This window comes from Cohnella lupini, assembly GCF_003386205.1.
Taxonomy (GTDB): domain Bacteria; phylum Bacillota; class Bacilli; order Paenibacillales; family Paenibacillaceae; genus Cohnella; species Cohnella lupini.
This window is the reverse complement of the sequence record NZ_QRDY01000005.1, coordinates 100,218-114,498: the sequence shown is the minus strand read 5'-3', so window position 1 is coordinate 114,498 and position 14,281 is coordinate 100,218. Positions and strand designations below refer to the sequence as shown.

The following is a 14,281-nucleotide window of genomic DNA, read 5'->3' as shown; positions in this document are numbered from 1 at the left end:
ACCTATTTGAACTGTTCTAAGGCCTAGAGGGCTCGCCCGCATCTTGCGACTGTTTGACTGAAACTCTCGTTTCCTGCATAGTTAAGGGATAATCGCCTAAACGGGAGGGATCTTTTTGGGAACGACTGAAGAAATCATGCAGCGTATGTCCCGGGAAGGGCTTCGGATCACGGAACAGCGAAAGACGATGGTCCATTTGTTCGACGATGCCGCCGGTTACTTGTCACCCATGGAAGTTTATGAGCATATGCAACGCGTATACCCCGGGCTTAGCTTCGATACGGTGTACCGTAATCTGCGTTTATTGGCCGATATGAATATCGTAGAGCAAATCATGTTCGAAGACGGAATTAAATTCAAGATGAGCTGCGAGGAGCTGCATCATCATCATCATATGATCTGCCTGCAATGCCAACGAACGACGCCGATCCGCTTCTGTCCGATGTCGGAAACCGACGTTCCGGGAGATTTCGAGGTCGTTATGCATAAATTCGAAGTATTCGGCTATTGCGGCTCCTGCAAAGTGGCTTCGAACGACATCGCTGTCGCCAGTGAACGCCGATGAGAATCGTACGAATTACGCTGCAAGCCCCGATTCGGTTTTACCGAAAGGTCATTTCGCCGTTAACGCCGCCTTCTTGCCGTTTCTTGCCGACCTGTTCGGAGTATGCGCTGGAAGCGATAGAGGTTCACGGCGCATTGAAGGGCTCCTATTTGGCGGTTCGCAGAATTTCCAAATGCCATCCCTTCCACCGAGGGGGCTACGACCCGGTTCCGCTTCCGAAATCGCCGAATTGAAGGGATCGGATTCGCGGACTTGACAGATTCGAAGCTGTTCGGTTATATTTTGGCGAACAGCACAATATCAAACCTTCCGATGAAGGGATAAGTACGAAGACGTGCGCCTATCGCAGAGAGCCGGGGATGCTGTGAACCGGTATAGGGCAGCTTTGGAAAATGGTCCCGGAGGAATCGTCTCCGAGCATGGATTGCATGTAAGGGAATGACGCGGATCCGGCGTTAGCGGATGATTCTTAATGAGCCTGCGCGTAGAGATGACGCGTCGGAAAATTGGGTGGTACCGCGTGAGTTACAACTCTCGTCCCATACGGACGGGAGTTTTTTGTCTTTAAAACCCAATAAGGAGTTGGAAACGATGACGGAAGCGAACAAATCGTTTTATATCACTACCCCGATTTACTATCCGAGCGACAAGCTGCATATCGGGCACGCTTATACGACGGTGGCCGGGGACGCGATGGCCAGATACAAGAGACTTCGCGGGTATAACGTACGCTACTTGACCGGGACGGACGAGCACGGACAGAAAATCGAGCGCAAAGCCCAGGAAGCCGGCAAGACGCCGCAGCAATTCGTGGATGATATCGTGGTCGGGATCAAGGAGCTGTGGAAGAAGCTCGAAATCACGAACGACGATTTCATCCGCACGACCGAGCCGCGCCATACGAAAGTCGTTCAGGCAATCTTCTCGAAGCTGTTGGAACAAGGCGATATCTATAAGGGTGAATACGAAGGCTGGTACAGCATCTCGGACGAAACCTACTATACCGAAACCCAATTGACGGATATCGTGCGCAACGAGAAGGGCGAAGTCATCGGGGGCAAGAGCCCGGATAGCGGGCATCCCGTAGAGCTGGTCAAGGAGGAATCGTACTTCTTCCGAATGAGCAAGTACGCGGACAGATTGTTGGCCTATTACGACGAGCACCCCGACTTCATCCAGCCGGAATCGCGCAAAACCGAAATGATCAACAATTTCATCAAACCGGGTCTGGAAGACCTGGCTGTTTCCCGTACGACGTTCAACTGGGGAGTTCCCGTTCCCGGAGATCCTAAGCACGTCATCTACGTCTGGATCGACGCTTTGTCCAATTATATTACGGCGCTCGGATACGGCACGGATTCCGACGAACTATTCCGCCAGTATTGGCCTGCAAGCGTCCATCTGATGAGCAAGGAGATCGTCCGATTCCATACGATCTATTGGCCGATTATGATGATGGCGCTCGGACTCCCGTTGCCGGAAAAAGTGTTCGCGCATGGCTGGCTGCTGATGAAGGACGGCAAAATGTCGAAGTCCAAGGGCAACGTCGTGGATCCGCTTAAGCTTATCGAGCACTTCGGGCTCGATGCCGTTCGTTATTATTTGCTTCGCGAAGTTCCTTTCGGAGCCGATGGGGCGTTCACTCCCGAAGGCTTCGTAGAGCGAATCAACTACGATCTTGCAAATGATCTTGGAAACTTGCTGAACCGCACGGTGGCGATGATCGATAAATATTTCGACGGCGTACTACCACCGTTCCAGATGGGCTTGACGGAATTCGACGCGGATTTGGAACAGATGGCGCTATCGACTGTCGACAAGGTAGAGACGGCGATCGAGAACATGGAGTTTTCGGTGGCTTTAAGCGCAATTTGGGCCCTCGTAGGCCGTACGAACAAATATATCGACGAAACGAAGCCTTGGGCTCTTGCCAAGGAAGAGTCGAATAGGGAGGCGCTAGCCTCCGTTATGGGCCATTTAGCGGAAAGCTTGCGAATCGTTTCCGTCTTGATACAACCCTTCCTTACGCATACTCCGGGGCGCATATGGTCGCAGCTTGGAGTGGCGGAAGGCGAGTTAACCGGATGGGATAGCTTGAACGAATTCGGGAATATGCTCGCCGGCTCCAAGGTGAGCAAGGGAGATCCGATATTCCCGCGTCTAGAATTAGCGGAGGAGGTGGCTTGGATCGCCGGCGCGATGTCGGGGGGAACGCTTGCTGCTCCCGAGCAATCGGCTCCTGCGGCCGACGCGGCTGCAACATCCGGAAACGCGAACGACGTCTCGAATTCTTCTTCGGATCTTTCGCCGGATCAAGCGCCGGAAATCTCTATCGACGAGTTTATGAAGGTTGAGCTTCGCGTCGCGCAAGTCATCGCTTGCGAGCCTATTCCGAAAGCGGATAAGCTGCTTAAGCTTCAGTTGGATCTCGGTTTCGAGGTGCGGCAGGTCGTATCCGGTATCGCCAAGTTTTACAAGCCGGAAGAGCTGGTCGGCCGCAAGGTGATATGCGTCACGAACCTGAAGCCGGTTAAGCTACGCGGAGAGATGTCGCAGGGGATGGTTCTTGCCGCCTCGCAAGGAGATCAATTGACGCTGGCCACCGTCCCGGAAGGCATGCCTAACGGGGCGATCGTGAAGTAAGTAACCCGAGCTCAAGGCCAAATCGACAAAGAAACCGTTCCATTCGTAAGGGGGTTGGTTAACTCCACTTACGAATGAACGGTTTCTTTATGCGTTTACCCGACGCTATGCGTTACAAAATGGATCTACTTTACCTAATGGGCAAAGTTGGACTGCGAACCGTCCTGCTCCGATATTTGACTTAACGCTTCACCGGCTTCGCTAACGAAAATATCCCGGGTAGCCAAGTCTCCTATGGAGAGTATGCCGATCAATTCTCCGTTCTCCACGACGGGCAATCTTCGAATCTGCTCGGCGGACATCAACGAAGCTGCTTCGTCGATGGACATATTCCGCGAAATAGACCGAACGTTGCCGGATAACACTTCTTTTACCGAAGAAGAGCCGGATTGATCGTTCGCATACCCCCGAACGACCAAATCGCGATCCGTCACTACTCCGATCAGCTTACCGCCGTCAATGACCGGCAAGAAGCCGATATCATGGTCTCTCATCATTTTCGCCGCTTCGTTTATATTGCTTTGCGGCGAAACCGTAATGCAATCGGTAGACATAATATCAGAGATTTTCCGCATGTTCTTCGCTCCTTTCGATTGGATACCGAACTAACATTACCCAGCATGGAAATTCTTATGCGTTTCATGAACATGGATGTTTTTAGGGAAGGTGTGGAAAGAGGTTTGTAGCATTTTCATATCAAAAAAGGTGAGTTATGATAGAGACATATAGATATGGGAGAAAGTTGGGGAGCAAATTGTATACGCAAAGAAAAATATCGATACGCACGAAGATCATCTTAGGCAACATGCTCGTCATGATTTTTCTGCTTATTGCGATAACCGTCTTATCTTCAAGAAATAGCGACCTTCAGGACGAGATCACCTTCGTTAGCGATCATGATTTCAAGGTGCATCAACTGATTTCCTTAATAGAAAAGCAAATGCTGGACATGGAAACGGGTATGAGAGGATTCGTCATTACGGGAGACGAGAATTATCTCGAGCCCTACAATGCGGCGATTTCATCCTGGGAGCTGAATTACGGCTCCTTGCGATCCTTGTTAACGGATAATCCCAATCAGCAAGCTAACTTGGATGCCATCCGTACCAACATCCTAAAGTGGATAGAGACGGCGGGACAATACGCAGTCGATGCGCAAAAAAACGGGGATACGGCGGCAATCGAGCGGTTCTTCCTCAATAATGTAGGAAAAACGCAAGTGGACGCGATCCGTAATCAGATCGATTCGTTCCGGGCGACCGAGCAAACGTTAACCGAGGATCGCGTCGCCGCCTTAAAAGAAAACAATCAATTCGTTATTTTCATTTTGTATGTTTCATGGTTAGCCGTATTCGTGATCTCGTTCCTGATCAGCTGGTTCATTTCCGGGAGAATCGTTCGTTCGGTGAAGCAGGTAACCGAAACGATTGTCCAGATTTCTTCCTCGGGCGAAGGCTTGGACAAAAGAATCGAAATCGAAACTCGAGACGAAGTCAGGGAATTGGGCAAGGCGACGAACGAATTGCTCGACGCCGTTCAGCGGCAGAACCAATCCAAGGATCATCTCGCTCGATTGTCGAAGGAGCTGCAGGAGCAGAACGAGGTCGACGAATTGATCAACCTGTTCGTCAGCCGCGTCTCGAGCATCTTCGAGGTTCCCTATGCGATTCTCTATCTCAAGCAGCATAGCAACAAATTGATCAAAGCGGCTTCCTTCGCAGGGGGATCCGATATGCTCGGACGGGAAGAATTCCGCGTAGGCGAAGGTCTTGTCGGACAATGCGCCAAAGACGGCAAATGGATTACCGTTAGGGACATTCCGGAAGGCTACGCCCAGGTTCAGTCCGGAATCGGCCATTCGGCTCCGAAGATGCTAGTGCTTGCTCCCGTGCAGTTCGAAAGGGAAGTCGTTGCCGTGTTGGAGTTGGCTCACTTCCATGAATTCACGACGGAGAACATCGAGCTGCTGGAGCAAATGGTGAATATGCTTGGAGTTACGATTCAGTCGGCCACTAGGCGCAAGGAAATCGAGCACCTGTACGCTGAGTCCCAAACGGTGAACGAAGAACTGCAGGTCCAATCGGAGGAATTGAACGCGCAAGCGACCGAGCTGCTTGCCCTGAACGAAGATTTGCAAAGAAGCTCGAACTTCAAAAGCGAATTTCTTGCGAACATGTCGCATGAATTGCGAACGCCGCTTAATAGCATGCTGATCTTATCGCAGCTTCTCGCGGGTAATTCGGGCAATCGCCTTAATGAAGAGGAAATCCACTACGTCACGACTATTCACTCGGCGGGTCAAGATTTGTTGAATTTAATCAACGACATTCTGGACTTGTCCAAGGTCGAGGCAGGCAAGCTGGAGATCGAGATGACTCCGGTTGTCGTGGAAGAGATCAAGCTCACCATGGAAAGCTACTTCACTAGCTTGGCGGAACAGAAGGCGCTTGCTTTCCAAATCGTCATCGATCCTAACGCGCCTCTATGGTTCGTATCCGACGTCTTCCGAGTTCATCAAATTCTCAAGAATCTGTTGTCCAATGCATTCAAGTTCACGGATCGCGGAGGCGTGACCTTGACGATCGCGCAAGTATCGCGGGAAGAATGGGAGAAAGCGGAGCTCGTATTCGCGATCAAGGACACGGGCCGGGGCATTCCGGCCTCGCAGCACGAAATGATATTCGAGGCTTTCACTCAGGCGGAAGGAGGAACCGCGCGCAAATTCGGAGGCACGGGGCTAGGCTTGACGATCTCCAACCAGCTTGCCAGATTGCTGGGGGGCAGAATCGTCGTCGAGAGCACGGTCGGACAAGGCAGCGAATTCAAGCTGTTCTTGCCGCTCTTGGAGACCGGTAGCGGAATAACGGACGACAAAACCCATGGCGATAAACTGGTCTCCGCGGGTTACGCGGATTATGAACGCCAGAATGGCTCGTCCATCCTATCCCTCGCGGACTTAATGCTGGAGCACAGATTAAACGGGATGAAGGTTCTCATTGCCGATGACGACGAACGCAATTTGCTCGCTCTCTCGAACGCTTTAGCCGAATTCAAAATGCAAGTTGAAGTAGCGCGGGACGGGCACGAAGCTCTGCGGAAGCTTTCCGAGCACTCTTTCGACTATATCCTCATGGACATCATGATGCCGGATATGGACGGGTACGAAACGATCCAAGTGATTCGCGAACAACGAGGACTTAAGGTGCCGATAATCGCCGTGACGGCGAAAGCCATGAAGGAAGACGAGAATAAATGCCTGGAAGCGGGAGCTTCCAATTATATTAGCAAACCGATTCACGTGCCAAGCCTGATCTCCGTTATGATAAGTCATCTTAAATCCTAAGAAGTATGCTGGGAATTCGCAAGACCCGTCGAGGCTAGCCATGCCTTCGAGACGGGTCTTTCTGTTGACACCGAATGGGGAGGGGGATATAATCGGGTTTGTTAATAAAAATGTTTACGATTAAGGGGAAGAACTGATGATTAAAATTTCCAAACTTTTACTTATAACGTTAAGCTCGATAGCTCTCGTTTTTAGCGCGGGATGCGGCAAAAACGAGAAGAACCGGCAAGCGGAAGGCAAACTGAACGTCGTCACCAGCTTCTACCCGCTTTATTTCCTGGCGAAGGAAATCGGAGGGGATAACGCGTTCGTCGTTAATCTGATCGCGGCGGGGGTTGAACCCCACGAATGGACGCCGAAGAGCAGCGATCTGACAGCCGTATCCAAAGCGCGGGTATTCCTTTATAACGGTGCCGGACTTGAAGGATGGGTCGACGATTTTCTGCACGGTTTAGGCTCGGACAGCCAAGTCATGACGATCGAGGCAAGCCAAGGGATCGAATTGATACACGGAAACGAAGAAGACGGGGAAGGGGTACAACACTCCGATTCTGGCGTAGATCCTCATACCTGGGTGAGTCCGCGATCCGCGATCGTAATGGCCGCCAACGTTGTGGAGGCTTTCGTTAGCGCAGATCCGGTTAACAAGGCAAATTACGAAGCTCGGTATGCGGAGCTTAACGAACGGTTGATTCAATTGGACGCCAAGTATGCGCAGGAACTCGCCGTGTACGAAAAACGGGATATCGTAGTATCCCATCAGGCATTCGGTTATTTGTGCCGCGATTACGGTTTGAATCAGATTGCGATCATGGGCTTGTCGCCCGAAGCGGAGCCGCGCGCCCAGGATCTGCTTGAGATTTCGCGATTCGTGAAAGAGCACGAAATCCCTTACATTTTTTTCGAGGAACTCGTATCCGAACAATTGGCGAGAACGCTCGCGGACGAAGCGAACGTGGATACATTGGTACTGAATCCGCTTGAAGGCTTAACTCCCGAGCAAGAGCAAGCGGGAGAAGATTACTTCTCGCTAAGCGAACGGAACCTTGAAAACTTGCACAAGGCATTGCGGTAAACTAACATAGAGGATATACGGCTTTAAGCCGGCAACGAAGAGGAGTACCCTGCATGATTAATAGAGATACGATACAGCAGGCGGGATGCCACCAGGAGATCGTTAAATTGGACGGAGTTTCTTTTTCGTTCGACTCGCAGGTCATTATGTCCGACGTCTCCTTCAAAATCATGGAGCGTGATTTCGTAGGTCTTATCGGATCCAACGGGGCGGGTAAAACGACGCTGCTTAGGATGATCGTCGGTCTTAACCGGCCGCAAAAGGGCTCGATTTCCTTGTTCGGCAAACCAGCCGCGCAATTCAAAGATTGGAATCAAATCGGCTACGTCCCTCAGAGGAATCATTTTAATCCGCTCTTTCCGGCAACGGTCAGGGAAGTAGTGTTGTCGGGTTTATACGGCCGGAATAAGATGTTTCGCCGACTGTCCAAAGAAGACGTCAGCAGGAGCGAAGACGCGCTCGGCGCTTTGAAAATCCAAGACCTTGGAGACAAGAGAATCGGAGCTTTATCCGGCGGCCAACAGCAGCGCGTATTTCTGGCGCGCGCGCTCATCAACAATCCGAAGCTCCTCATTCTGGACGAGCCGTTATCGGGCATAGACGTAGAGACGCAACAGAGCTTTTTCCATATGATCAAGCATATGCATCAGCGGCATAATATTACTTTTTTGATGGTGTCGCACGATATGGACATGGTGAGATCCTACTTAGGGCAGGAGCCGAAAGAACAAAGCGGCAAGCTCTCGTTCTACGTACGGCACTCCCATGATCTTGAGGATTGCGATGGAACGGATCTGCTGCATTCCTTAAGGAAAGAAGGTTAATCTAGGTTGGATATTTTGACGGCGGAATTTTTTCAAAGGGCATTGATCGGCGGAGCTCTTATCGCGGTGACGGCTCCGCTTATGGGTCTATTCCTAGTGCTTAGGCGCCTGGCGATGATCGGAGACACATTGGCGCACGTGAGCATAGCCGGAGTCGCTTTAGGCTTCCTCATCCATATCTACCCCGTCGCGGTCGGGCTAGTGTTCGCGATATTGGCATCGTTCGCGATAGAGGTGCTGCGCAGGGCATATCGTACTTATGCGGAATTATCCATAGCTATCATTATGTCGGGTGGAATCGCCCTCGCTTCCTTGTTGTTCACGATGGGCAAGAGCTTCAAAATGAATGTGACCTCTTATTTATTCGGAAGTATCTATACGCTTAATCAAACGGATATTTGGGTCATCGCGGGCGTGACGATCATCGTCCTGACGACGGTGCTCATACATAAAAAAGAGCTTTTCCTTCTGACCTTCGACGAAGAAGCGGCTGCCGTCAGCGGCTTGCCCGTAAAATACTTCAATATCATGCTCAGTATCCTGACCGCCTTAGTCATTAGCGCTTCTATAAAAATCGTAGGTGCATTGCTAGTATCCGCGTTGCTGACGATTCCCGCCGCGATCGGACTAACCTTATCCCGCAGCTTCAAGCAGGCGGTTATATTGGTCGTCCTGGTCGGCGAAGCTGCGGTGTTAGCGGGCTTGTGGATCGCGGGGGTATGGAATTTGGCTCCGGGAGGAACGATCGTGCTGTTACTGATCGGCATTCTCATCGTGTCGATCACGACGACGCGCATTATGCGGGCGTAGCCCGAAGGAGGAAATCGCACCATGGCGGACGTTAACGTCGGCATCGCATTCGCTGCAGGATTCGCTTCATTCATCTCGCCCTGCTGCTTGCCCTTATATCCCGCGTATCTATCTTACATAACGGGAGTTTCCGTGAATCAAATCAAAACGGATACGAGTCGAAGCATGAGATTCAAAACGATGAGCCATACGTTCTTTTTCATTTTGGGCTTTTCCGTTATTTTTTTCGGGCTTGCTTATGGAGCCAACGTGTTCGCGGATGCTTTTCGCGATTATCAGGATACGATTCGCAGAATTTCGTCGATTTTCATCGTTCTTATGGGGCTGTTCCTGATGGGGATATTTCAGCCTCAGCTTCTGTTGAAGGAGCGAAAGCTGAACATGAAGTGGAAACCGGCCGGGTATTTGGGCTCATTCGTATTCGGGATCGGCTTCTCGGCCGGATGGTCGCCTTGCGTAGGTCCTATTTTGGGATCCATCCTGTTATTAGCCGCGAGCCATCCGGGAACTTGGGTAGGATTAACGACGGCTTATTCGCTCGGATTCGCGGTTCCGTTCTTCGTGCTTGCCTTCTTCCTCGGCACGGCGCGCTGGATATTGAAATATTCCAACGCGCTCATGAAGATAGGCGGCGCGATCATGATCCTGATGGGCATGCTCCTGTTCACGGACAAAATGACTTCGATAACCATTTGGTTGCAGGGGATAACTCCAACTTGGCTGGGCTAACTTACGCTTCGTTCTCTAAGTGAAATATTCCAGCTTAGCTTCGGGAAAATGTTCGAAGATGCGCTCCGTGATGAACTCGCGGAGCGCTTCGGCTTGTTCATCCGGATAAACGTATTTGTGCTGTCCCCAGCGTCCCCATTTTTTCTTGCGTTTCTCTTCGTCCATCTCGAGTTTGGATTTGGGATATCTTTTTTCGATGATCGTTTTGGCCGTCTTCGTGAACCGGTGTTGAATAAGCTCGAAGGTCAGGTCGCGAGTCGCTTCCGGAGGTAATGCCTCCGCCAGCTTCGCCAACAGTTCGCCGTAGCCAGCCTCCCAGCCGTCGTACCAAATAATAGGCGCGATAATAAAGCCGAGGGGATATCCCGCTCGTCCGATTTTGCCGGCGGCTTCGATTCTTTCGTGGAAACGGGAGGTGGCGGGCTCGAAATTTTTGATTACGTAATCCGCGTTCACGCTAAATCGAATGCGCGTATTCCCGTTATGCCAAAGGGGCAGCAAGGAATCGACGTGATGGAATTTCGTGACGAAACGGAGCCTTCCTAGAGGCTGGTCCGCCATGAAAGTAATCGCATCGGCCAGCGAGCCCGACAAGTGCTCCAATCCGATCGGGTCGGAGGTGCAGGCAGCTTCGAACCTGGTGATCTCAGGCGCTCGCTCGTCGATATATCGCTGCGCGGCTTGCAAGATTTCGTCAATATTGACGTATACGCGGATGTAAGGCTTTGCTCCGAGCGTCGTTTGCAAATAACAATAATGGCAGTGACCCATGCATCCCGTGGCAAGAGGCATCGCGTATTCGGCGGACGGTTTGGACGTATCGAACTTTAATGTCTTGCGAATACCGACCACTAACGTTCGCTTGGCAATTTTGTATTGCTCGGATTCCGTCTCGCCCGGCAGATTCGTAATTCGATTGTGCGAAGTAGTCATTTGATAAGGCAAGCCGCGTTCCTTGACCCATTCAAGGATTCGTCGGCCTTTCGGATACTCCAGCGCCGCAGGTTCGAAATAAACGAGCTCGGGAACGAATAGAGCCGTTTCCTTCGCTTGACGCGACGGGGCATCCGTTACGGTCGTGTTCATCGAGATGCACCCTCCTTCCGGAATAGGTTAATGGTTTTGAACTGTTATTATGCGTTATGCGGGGGACTCCGATTCTTTTCGACACTTCGGGACTTGCTCCGCGACCGCAGGGCAGTGTATGATATTGATGGAAAGGGGGATTTGCTTTGCCGACCCCAAGCATGGAAGATTATTTGGAACGGATCTATCGGTTGATCGAGGACAAGGGGTATGCCCGCGTCTCCGATATTGCCGAGGGGCTGGAAGTGCATCCTTCATCGGTTACGAAGATGATCCAGAAGCTGGATAAGGATAACTACCTCATATACGAGAAGTATCGAGGCCTTGTCCTGACGAACAAAGGGAAGAAAATGGGTAAAAGGTTGGTCGACCGGCATCATCTTCTTGAAACCTTTCTGCACATTATCGGTGTTCAGGAAGATAAGATTTACGGGGACGTAGAAGGAATTGAGCACCATCTGAGCTGGGATTCGATTACGTGCATCGAAACCTTAGTCGAGTACTTCAACCGGGATTCTTCGCGCGGAGAGGAACTAAGCCGGATACGCTCCGAACTGGATAATGATTGAAGGATTGAACAACCATACAAAGTCAAAAGAACGGACAAAGCTGCCTTTCCTGGGGGAAAACCTCGGATAGGCAGCTTTATTAATTGTATTAGGCATGTAAATAGACGCATATGGATGTTAGCGAGGCGGATATTGGCGAACCGAACCGCCGGGCGGAGGGAAATCCAATGCAAACGACTCCTGTGAACGCCGTCTTCGAAGGCGGAGGCGTGAAAGGCATATCGCTCACGGGGGCGGTACGCGCGGCGGAGCGGTGCGGAATCGTGTTCAACCGTATCGCGGGAACTTCATCCGGAAGTATTGTCGCAGCGCTTCTGGCTGCCGGTTACTCGGCGATGGAAATGAGGGAATTAATTGAGAAGACTCCCTTTCGGAAGCTCTTAAAGCGTAATCCCGTATTCGATACGAAATTTATCGGACCGGCTGCGCGTTTGCTGTTGCGAAAAGGATTATATTCCGGGGATGCCGTGGAACAATGGATCGATGGACTGCTCGGAGCGAAGGGAATCAGGAACTTCGCAGATTTACCCGTCGGGAAGCTACGGATCGTAGCTTCCGACATTACGAACGGCAGGCTGCTCGTACTGCCGAACGACATCACCCAATATGGAATCGATCCGGGCGAACTCCCCGTTTCGCGAGCCATCCGAATGAGCACGAGCATTCCGTATTTCTTCGATCCGGTTATCCTTAAACAACCGCTTAAGAATAGGAAGAAAAACGATGTAAAAACCATAAGCTCCTATATCGTGGACGGGGGACTGCTGAGCAATTTTCCTCTATGGTTGTTCGAAGACGACGTCCAAGCGGGAACGCCGATACCCGTAATCGGTTTTCAGATGGTTGGCCGAACGGAAGCGCAGCCTCATTCCATCGTTGGGCCCATCACGATGTTCCAAGCCATGTTCGATACGATGCTTAGCGCGCACGATGAGCGGTATATCGAGAAGCACAATCTGATCCGCACCATTAAAATTCCTTCGCTTGGGGTTAGCAGCACGCAGTTTAATTTGTCGCCGCAATTAAGCAATGACTTATATGAATCGGGACTTTCGGCCGGGGAAAAGTTTTTCCAAAGCTGGGACCGCAAGCAAGGGAAGCTCAAGGTATCGTTTTCCACCCGATAGGAAAATAAAAAACCCGCCTTGCCACTGGATCGAGATCCAGTCGGCAAGGCGGGTTTACTTGGTTTGTTAATGATAACGCGGCGGTTCGTCATCCTTGTTCTTGCGTCCTTCAATGACCGTGAACGGGGAAGGACGGCGTTTGTCCGGCTTGGCTCCCGTGCGGCGAAAATCCGGGCGAGGCCCTTTGCCCTGGGAACGTCCGCGGTTAGGCGGGGACTTCCATCTGGACGGAGGGAATTTATACAGCAAGAAAACGATAGCCACAAGCGAAAGGGGAATGAGCCACGACTGCGTAGATCCTTGAAAAAAGCTGGTAGCCACGCCGATAGCCATAAACACCAACACGACGGCAAACCAAGGTTGGATTCGGTTTCTCATTTTACTCCTCCTCCTATGAAACGGATCGAGCGATGCGAAATTGCGATTAATTAATCGACGCACGAAACATTAATCAGTTTGGGCTGACCTGCCGGTCCAATTCCCTCATTCTGTTGAAGGATGCGATGGAAACGGCGACCTGGTCATCAAGTGGTTCTTTGGTCGTAAGAAGCTGCAACCATAAGCCCGGAGCTCCGAGCCATTTCAATACCGGAACGTCCCTCAAAGCATTCGTCCATCTAAGCACTTCGTAGGAAACGCCTAGGACTACTGGCAACAGAATAATGCGTTGAAGGATTCTTTCGCCCATAGTATCCCAAGTGAAGAAGGAATAGATGATAACGCCGACGATAACGGTGAAAATAATGAAACTGCTACCGCACCGGTAATGAAGCCGACTGTACTTCTGCACCGCGTCGACGGTTAACTCCGAACCGGCTTCGTAAGCGCTGATAACTTTGTGCTCGGCGCCATGGTATTGAAATAGTCTCTTGATCAACGGGGTTTGCGAAATGAACCAAAGATAGCAAAGCAGGAAAACGATCTTGATAGCGCCTTCCAGCAGGTTGTGTAGTATCTTATTCTCGAAGTATTGTCCAAAGATCAAACTTTCCACGAATGCCGGCACTAATGTAAAAATAAGTTTTCCGACGACAAAGGATAGTATACCCACAAGAGCCACGCCTAGAATCATGGTGAGATTCCAACGTTCCTTTTGCTTAGGTTTGGCCGCATCTTCGGGCGTCGTTTCGTCTTCGGCGTAAGCTTCGGCAGAATAAGTCAAATGCTGGGATCCCTTGGCTGCGGATTCGATAATTCCCACGATTCCCCGCACGAACGGTATTTTTTTGATCGCTGTAAGGACCGGCGTCGGTTTCTTGGGAACCTCAAGAAACGTGATTTCCTTATTCTTTCGACGCACGGCGGTCACGTGAACGTGCTTGCCGGCAAACATGACGCCTTCTATTACTGCTTGTCCGCCATAGACGGCGGTAGATTTCTCGGACACGTTTGGCCACCTGCTTTGCTTGAAACTCTGGATGGATGAATTCCGCCCAAGTACGTCTATTTTACTAGATTAAAGGTTATAAAGCCACAGGGAATGGAAGACTCTTGCGCCAGCGATTAGATT

The 14,281-nt window shown here is 51.0% G+C and carries 14 protein-coding genes and 1 other annotated feature; of the genes, 10 read left to right on the top strand and 4 right to left on the bottom strand.

The window, feature by feature from the left end; genetic code table 11:
• The first annotated feature begins 115 nt into the window (after positions 1-115).
• From DFP95_RS11280 to metG, 3 genes are all read left to right on the top strand, one after another.
• Positions 116-565: a Fur family transcriptional regulator gene (locus DFP95_RS11280; RefSeq protein WP_115992720.1), complete on the top strand. Its 450-nt coding sequence runs from the start codon at positions 116-118 to the stop codon at positions 563-565.
• On the top strand, positions 562-798 hold the full coding sequence (gene yidD / locus DFP95_RS11275; protein WP_115992719.1) for a membrane protein insertion efficiency factor YidD: 237 nt from the start codon (positions 562-564) through the stop codon (positions 796-798). Before DFP95_RS11280 ends, yidD begins: the two co-directional genes overlap by 4 nt.
• A 70-nt stretch (positions 799-868) precedes the next feature.
• Positions 869-1,110, top strand: a binding site (T-box leader).
• A 46-nt stretch (positions 1,111-1,156) separates the two neighbouring features.
• Positions 1,157-3,208: a methionine--tRNA ligase gene (gene metG, locus DFP95_RS11270; protein WP_115992718.1), complete on the top strand. Its 2,052-nt coding sequence runs from the start codon at positions 1,157-1,159 to the stop codon at positions 3,206-3,208.
• A 134-nt stretch (positions 3,209-3,342) separates the two neighbouring features.
• Here the strand turns inward: metG and DFP95_RS11265 are convergent, their stop codons facing one another.
• Positions 3,343-3,783, bottom strand: coding sequence for a CBS domain-containing protein (locus DFP95_RS11265; protein WP_115992717.1), 441 nt, complete (start codon positions 3,781-3,783; stop codon positions 3,343-3,345).
• A gap of 167 nt (positions 3,784-3,950) precedes the next feature.
• On the opposite strand from DFP95_RS11265, the gene DFP95_RS11260 reads away from it, so the two are divergent.
• The 5 genes from DFP95_RS11260 to DFP95_RS11240 all read left to right on the top strand — a co-directional run bounded on the left by DFP95_RS11260 (position 3,951) and on the right by DFP95_RS11240 (position 9,989).
• Positions 3,951-6,551, top strand: coding sequence for a CHASE3 domain-containing protein (locus DFP95_RS11260; RefSeq protein ID WP_181907357.1), 2,601 nt, complete (start codon positions 3,951-3,953; stop codon positions 6,549-6,551).
• A 136-nt stretch (positions 6,552-6,687) separates the two neighbouring features.
• Positions 6,688-7,626 carry a metal ABC transporter solute-binding protein, Zn/Mn family gene (locus tag DFP95_RS11255; protein ID WP_115992715.1) on the top strand — a complete coding sequence of 313 codons (939 nt, stop codon included), beginning with the start codon at positions 6,688-6,690 and terminating at the stop codon, positions 7,624-7,626.
• A gap of 53 nt (positions 7,627-7,679) precedes the next feature.
• Positions 7,680-8,450, top strand: coding sequence for a metal ABC transporter ATP-binding protein (locus tag DFP95_RS11250; RefSeq protein ID WP_115992714.1), 771 nt, complete (start codon positions 7,680-7,682; stop codon positions 8,448-8,450).
• Between the two features lie 6 nt (positions 8,451-8,456).
• Positions 8,457-9,260 carry a metal ABC transporter permease gene (locus DFP95_RS11245; protein ID WP_115992713.1) on the top strand — a complete coding sequence of 268 codons (804 nt, stop codon included), beginning with the start codon at positions 8,457-8,459 and terminating at the stop codon, positions 9,258-9,260.
• A 21-nt stretch (positions 9,261-9,281) separates the two neighbouring features.
• Complete coding sequence (locus DFP95_RS11240) at positions 9,282-9,989, top strand: cytochrome c biogenesis CcdA family protein (RefSeq protein WP_115992712.1); 708 nt, start codon at positions 9,282-9,284, stop codon at positions 9,987-9,989.
• 15 nt (positions 9,990-10,004) lie between these two features.
• On the opposite strand, the gene splB is transcribed toward DFP95_RS11240, so the two are convergent.
• Positions 10,005-11,075, bottom strand: coding sequence for a spore photoproduct lyase (gene splB / locus DFP95_RS11235; RefSeq protein WP_115992711.1), 1,071 nt, complete (start codon positions 11,073-11,075; stop codon positions 10,005-10,007).
• Between the two features lie 146 nt (positions 11,076-11,221).
• On the opposite strand from splB, the gene mntR reads away from it, so the two are divergent.
• Together mntR and DFP95_RS11225 are read left to right on the top strand one after the other, a co-directional pair.
• Complete coding sequence (mntR, locus tag DFP95_RS11230) at positions 11,222-11,644, top strand: transcriptional regulator MntR (RefSeq protein WP_115992710.1); 423 nt, start codon at positions 11,222-11,224, stop codon at positions 11,642-11,644.
• 167 nt (positions 11,645-11,811) lie between these two features.
• A complete protein-coding gene (locus tag DFP95_RS11225) occupies positions 11,812-12,771 on the top strand; it encodes a patatin-like phospholipase family protein (protein WP_115992709.1) in 960 nt (319 codons plus the stop codon).
• A gap of 66 nt (positions 12,772-12,837) precedes the next feature.
• Here the strand turns inward: DFP95_RS11225 and DFP95_RS11220 are convergent, their stop codons facing one another.
• Together DFP95_RS11220 and DFP95_RS11215 are read right to left on the bottom strand one after the other, a co-directional pair.
• Positions 12,838-13,149: a hypothetical protein gene (locus DFP95_RS11220; RefSeq protein ID WP_245987558.1), complete on the bottom strand. Its 312-nt coding sequence runs from the start codon at positions 13,147-13,149 to the stop codon at positions 12,838-12,840.
• 73 nt (positions 13,150-13,222) lie between these two features.
• Positions 13,223-14,158, bottom strand: a complete 936-nt coding sequence (locus DFP95_RS11215; RefSeq protein ID WP_115992708.1) for a DUF1385 domain-containing protein — start codon at positions 14,156-14,158, stop codon at positions 13,223-13,225.
• Between the last annotated feature and the right edge of the window lie 123 nt (positions 14,159-14,281).

Excerpts from the sequence above, each read along its gene's own strand:
- yidD (WP_115992719.1), top strand. The coding sequence starts at position 562 with ATGAGAATCGTACGAATTACGCTGCAAGCCCCGATTCGGTTTTACCGA.
- metG (WP_115992718.1), top strand. The coding sequence starts at position 1,157 with ATGACGGAAGCGAACAAATCGTTTTATATCACTACCCCGATTTACTAT.
- DFP95_RS11265 (WP_115992717.1), bottom strand. The coding sequence starts at position 3,783 with ATGCGGAAAATCTCTGATATTATGTCTACCGATTGCATTACGGTTTCG.
- DFP95_RS11255 (WP_115992715.1), top strand. The coding sequence starts at position 6,688 with ATGATTAAAATTTCCAAACTTTTACTTATAACGTTAAGCTCGATAGCT.
- DFP95_RS11250 (WP_115992714.1), top strand. The coding sequence starts at position 7,680 with ATGATTAATAGAGATACGATACAGCAGGCGGGATGCCACCAGGAGATC.
- DFP95_RS11240 (WP_115992712.1), top strand. The coding sequence starts at position 9,282 with ATGGCGGACGTTAACGTCGGCATCGCATTCGCTGCAGGATTCGCTTCA.
- splB (WP_115992711.1), bottom strand. The coding sequence starts at position 11,075 with ATGAACACGACCGTAACGGATGCCCCGTCGCGTCAAGCGAAGGAAACG.
- DFP95_RS11225 (WP_115992709.1), top strand. The coding sequence starts at position 11,812 with ATGCAAACGACTCCTGTGAACGCCGTCTTCGAAGGCGGAGGCGTGAAA.
- DFP95_RS11220 (WP_245987558.1), bottom strand. The coding sequence starts at position 13,149 with ATGAGAAACCGAATCCAACCTTGGTTTGCCGTCGTGTTGGTGTTTATG.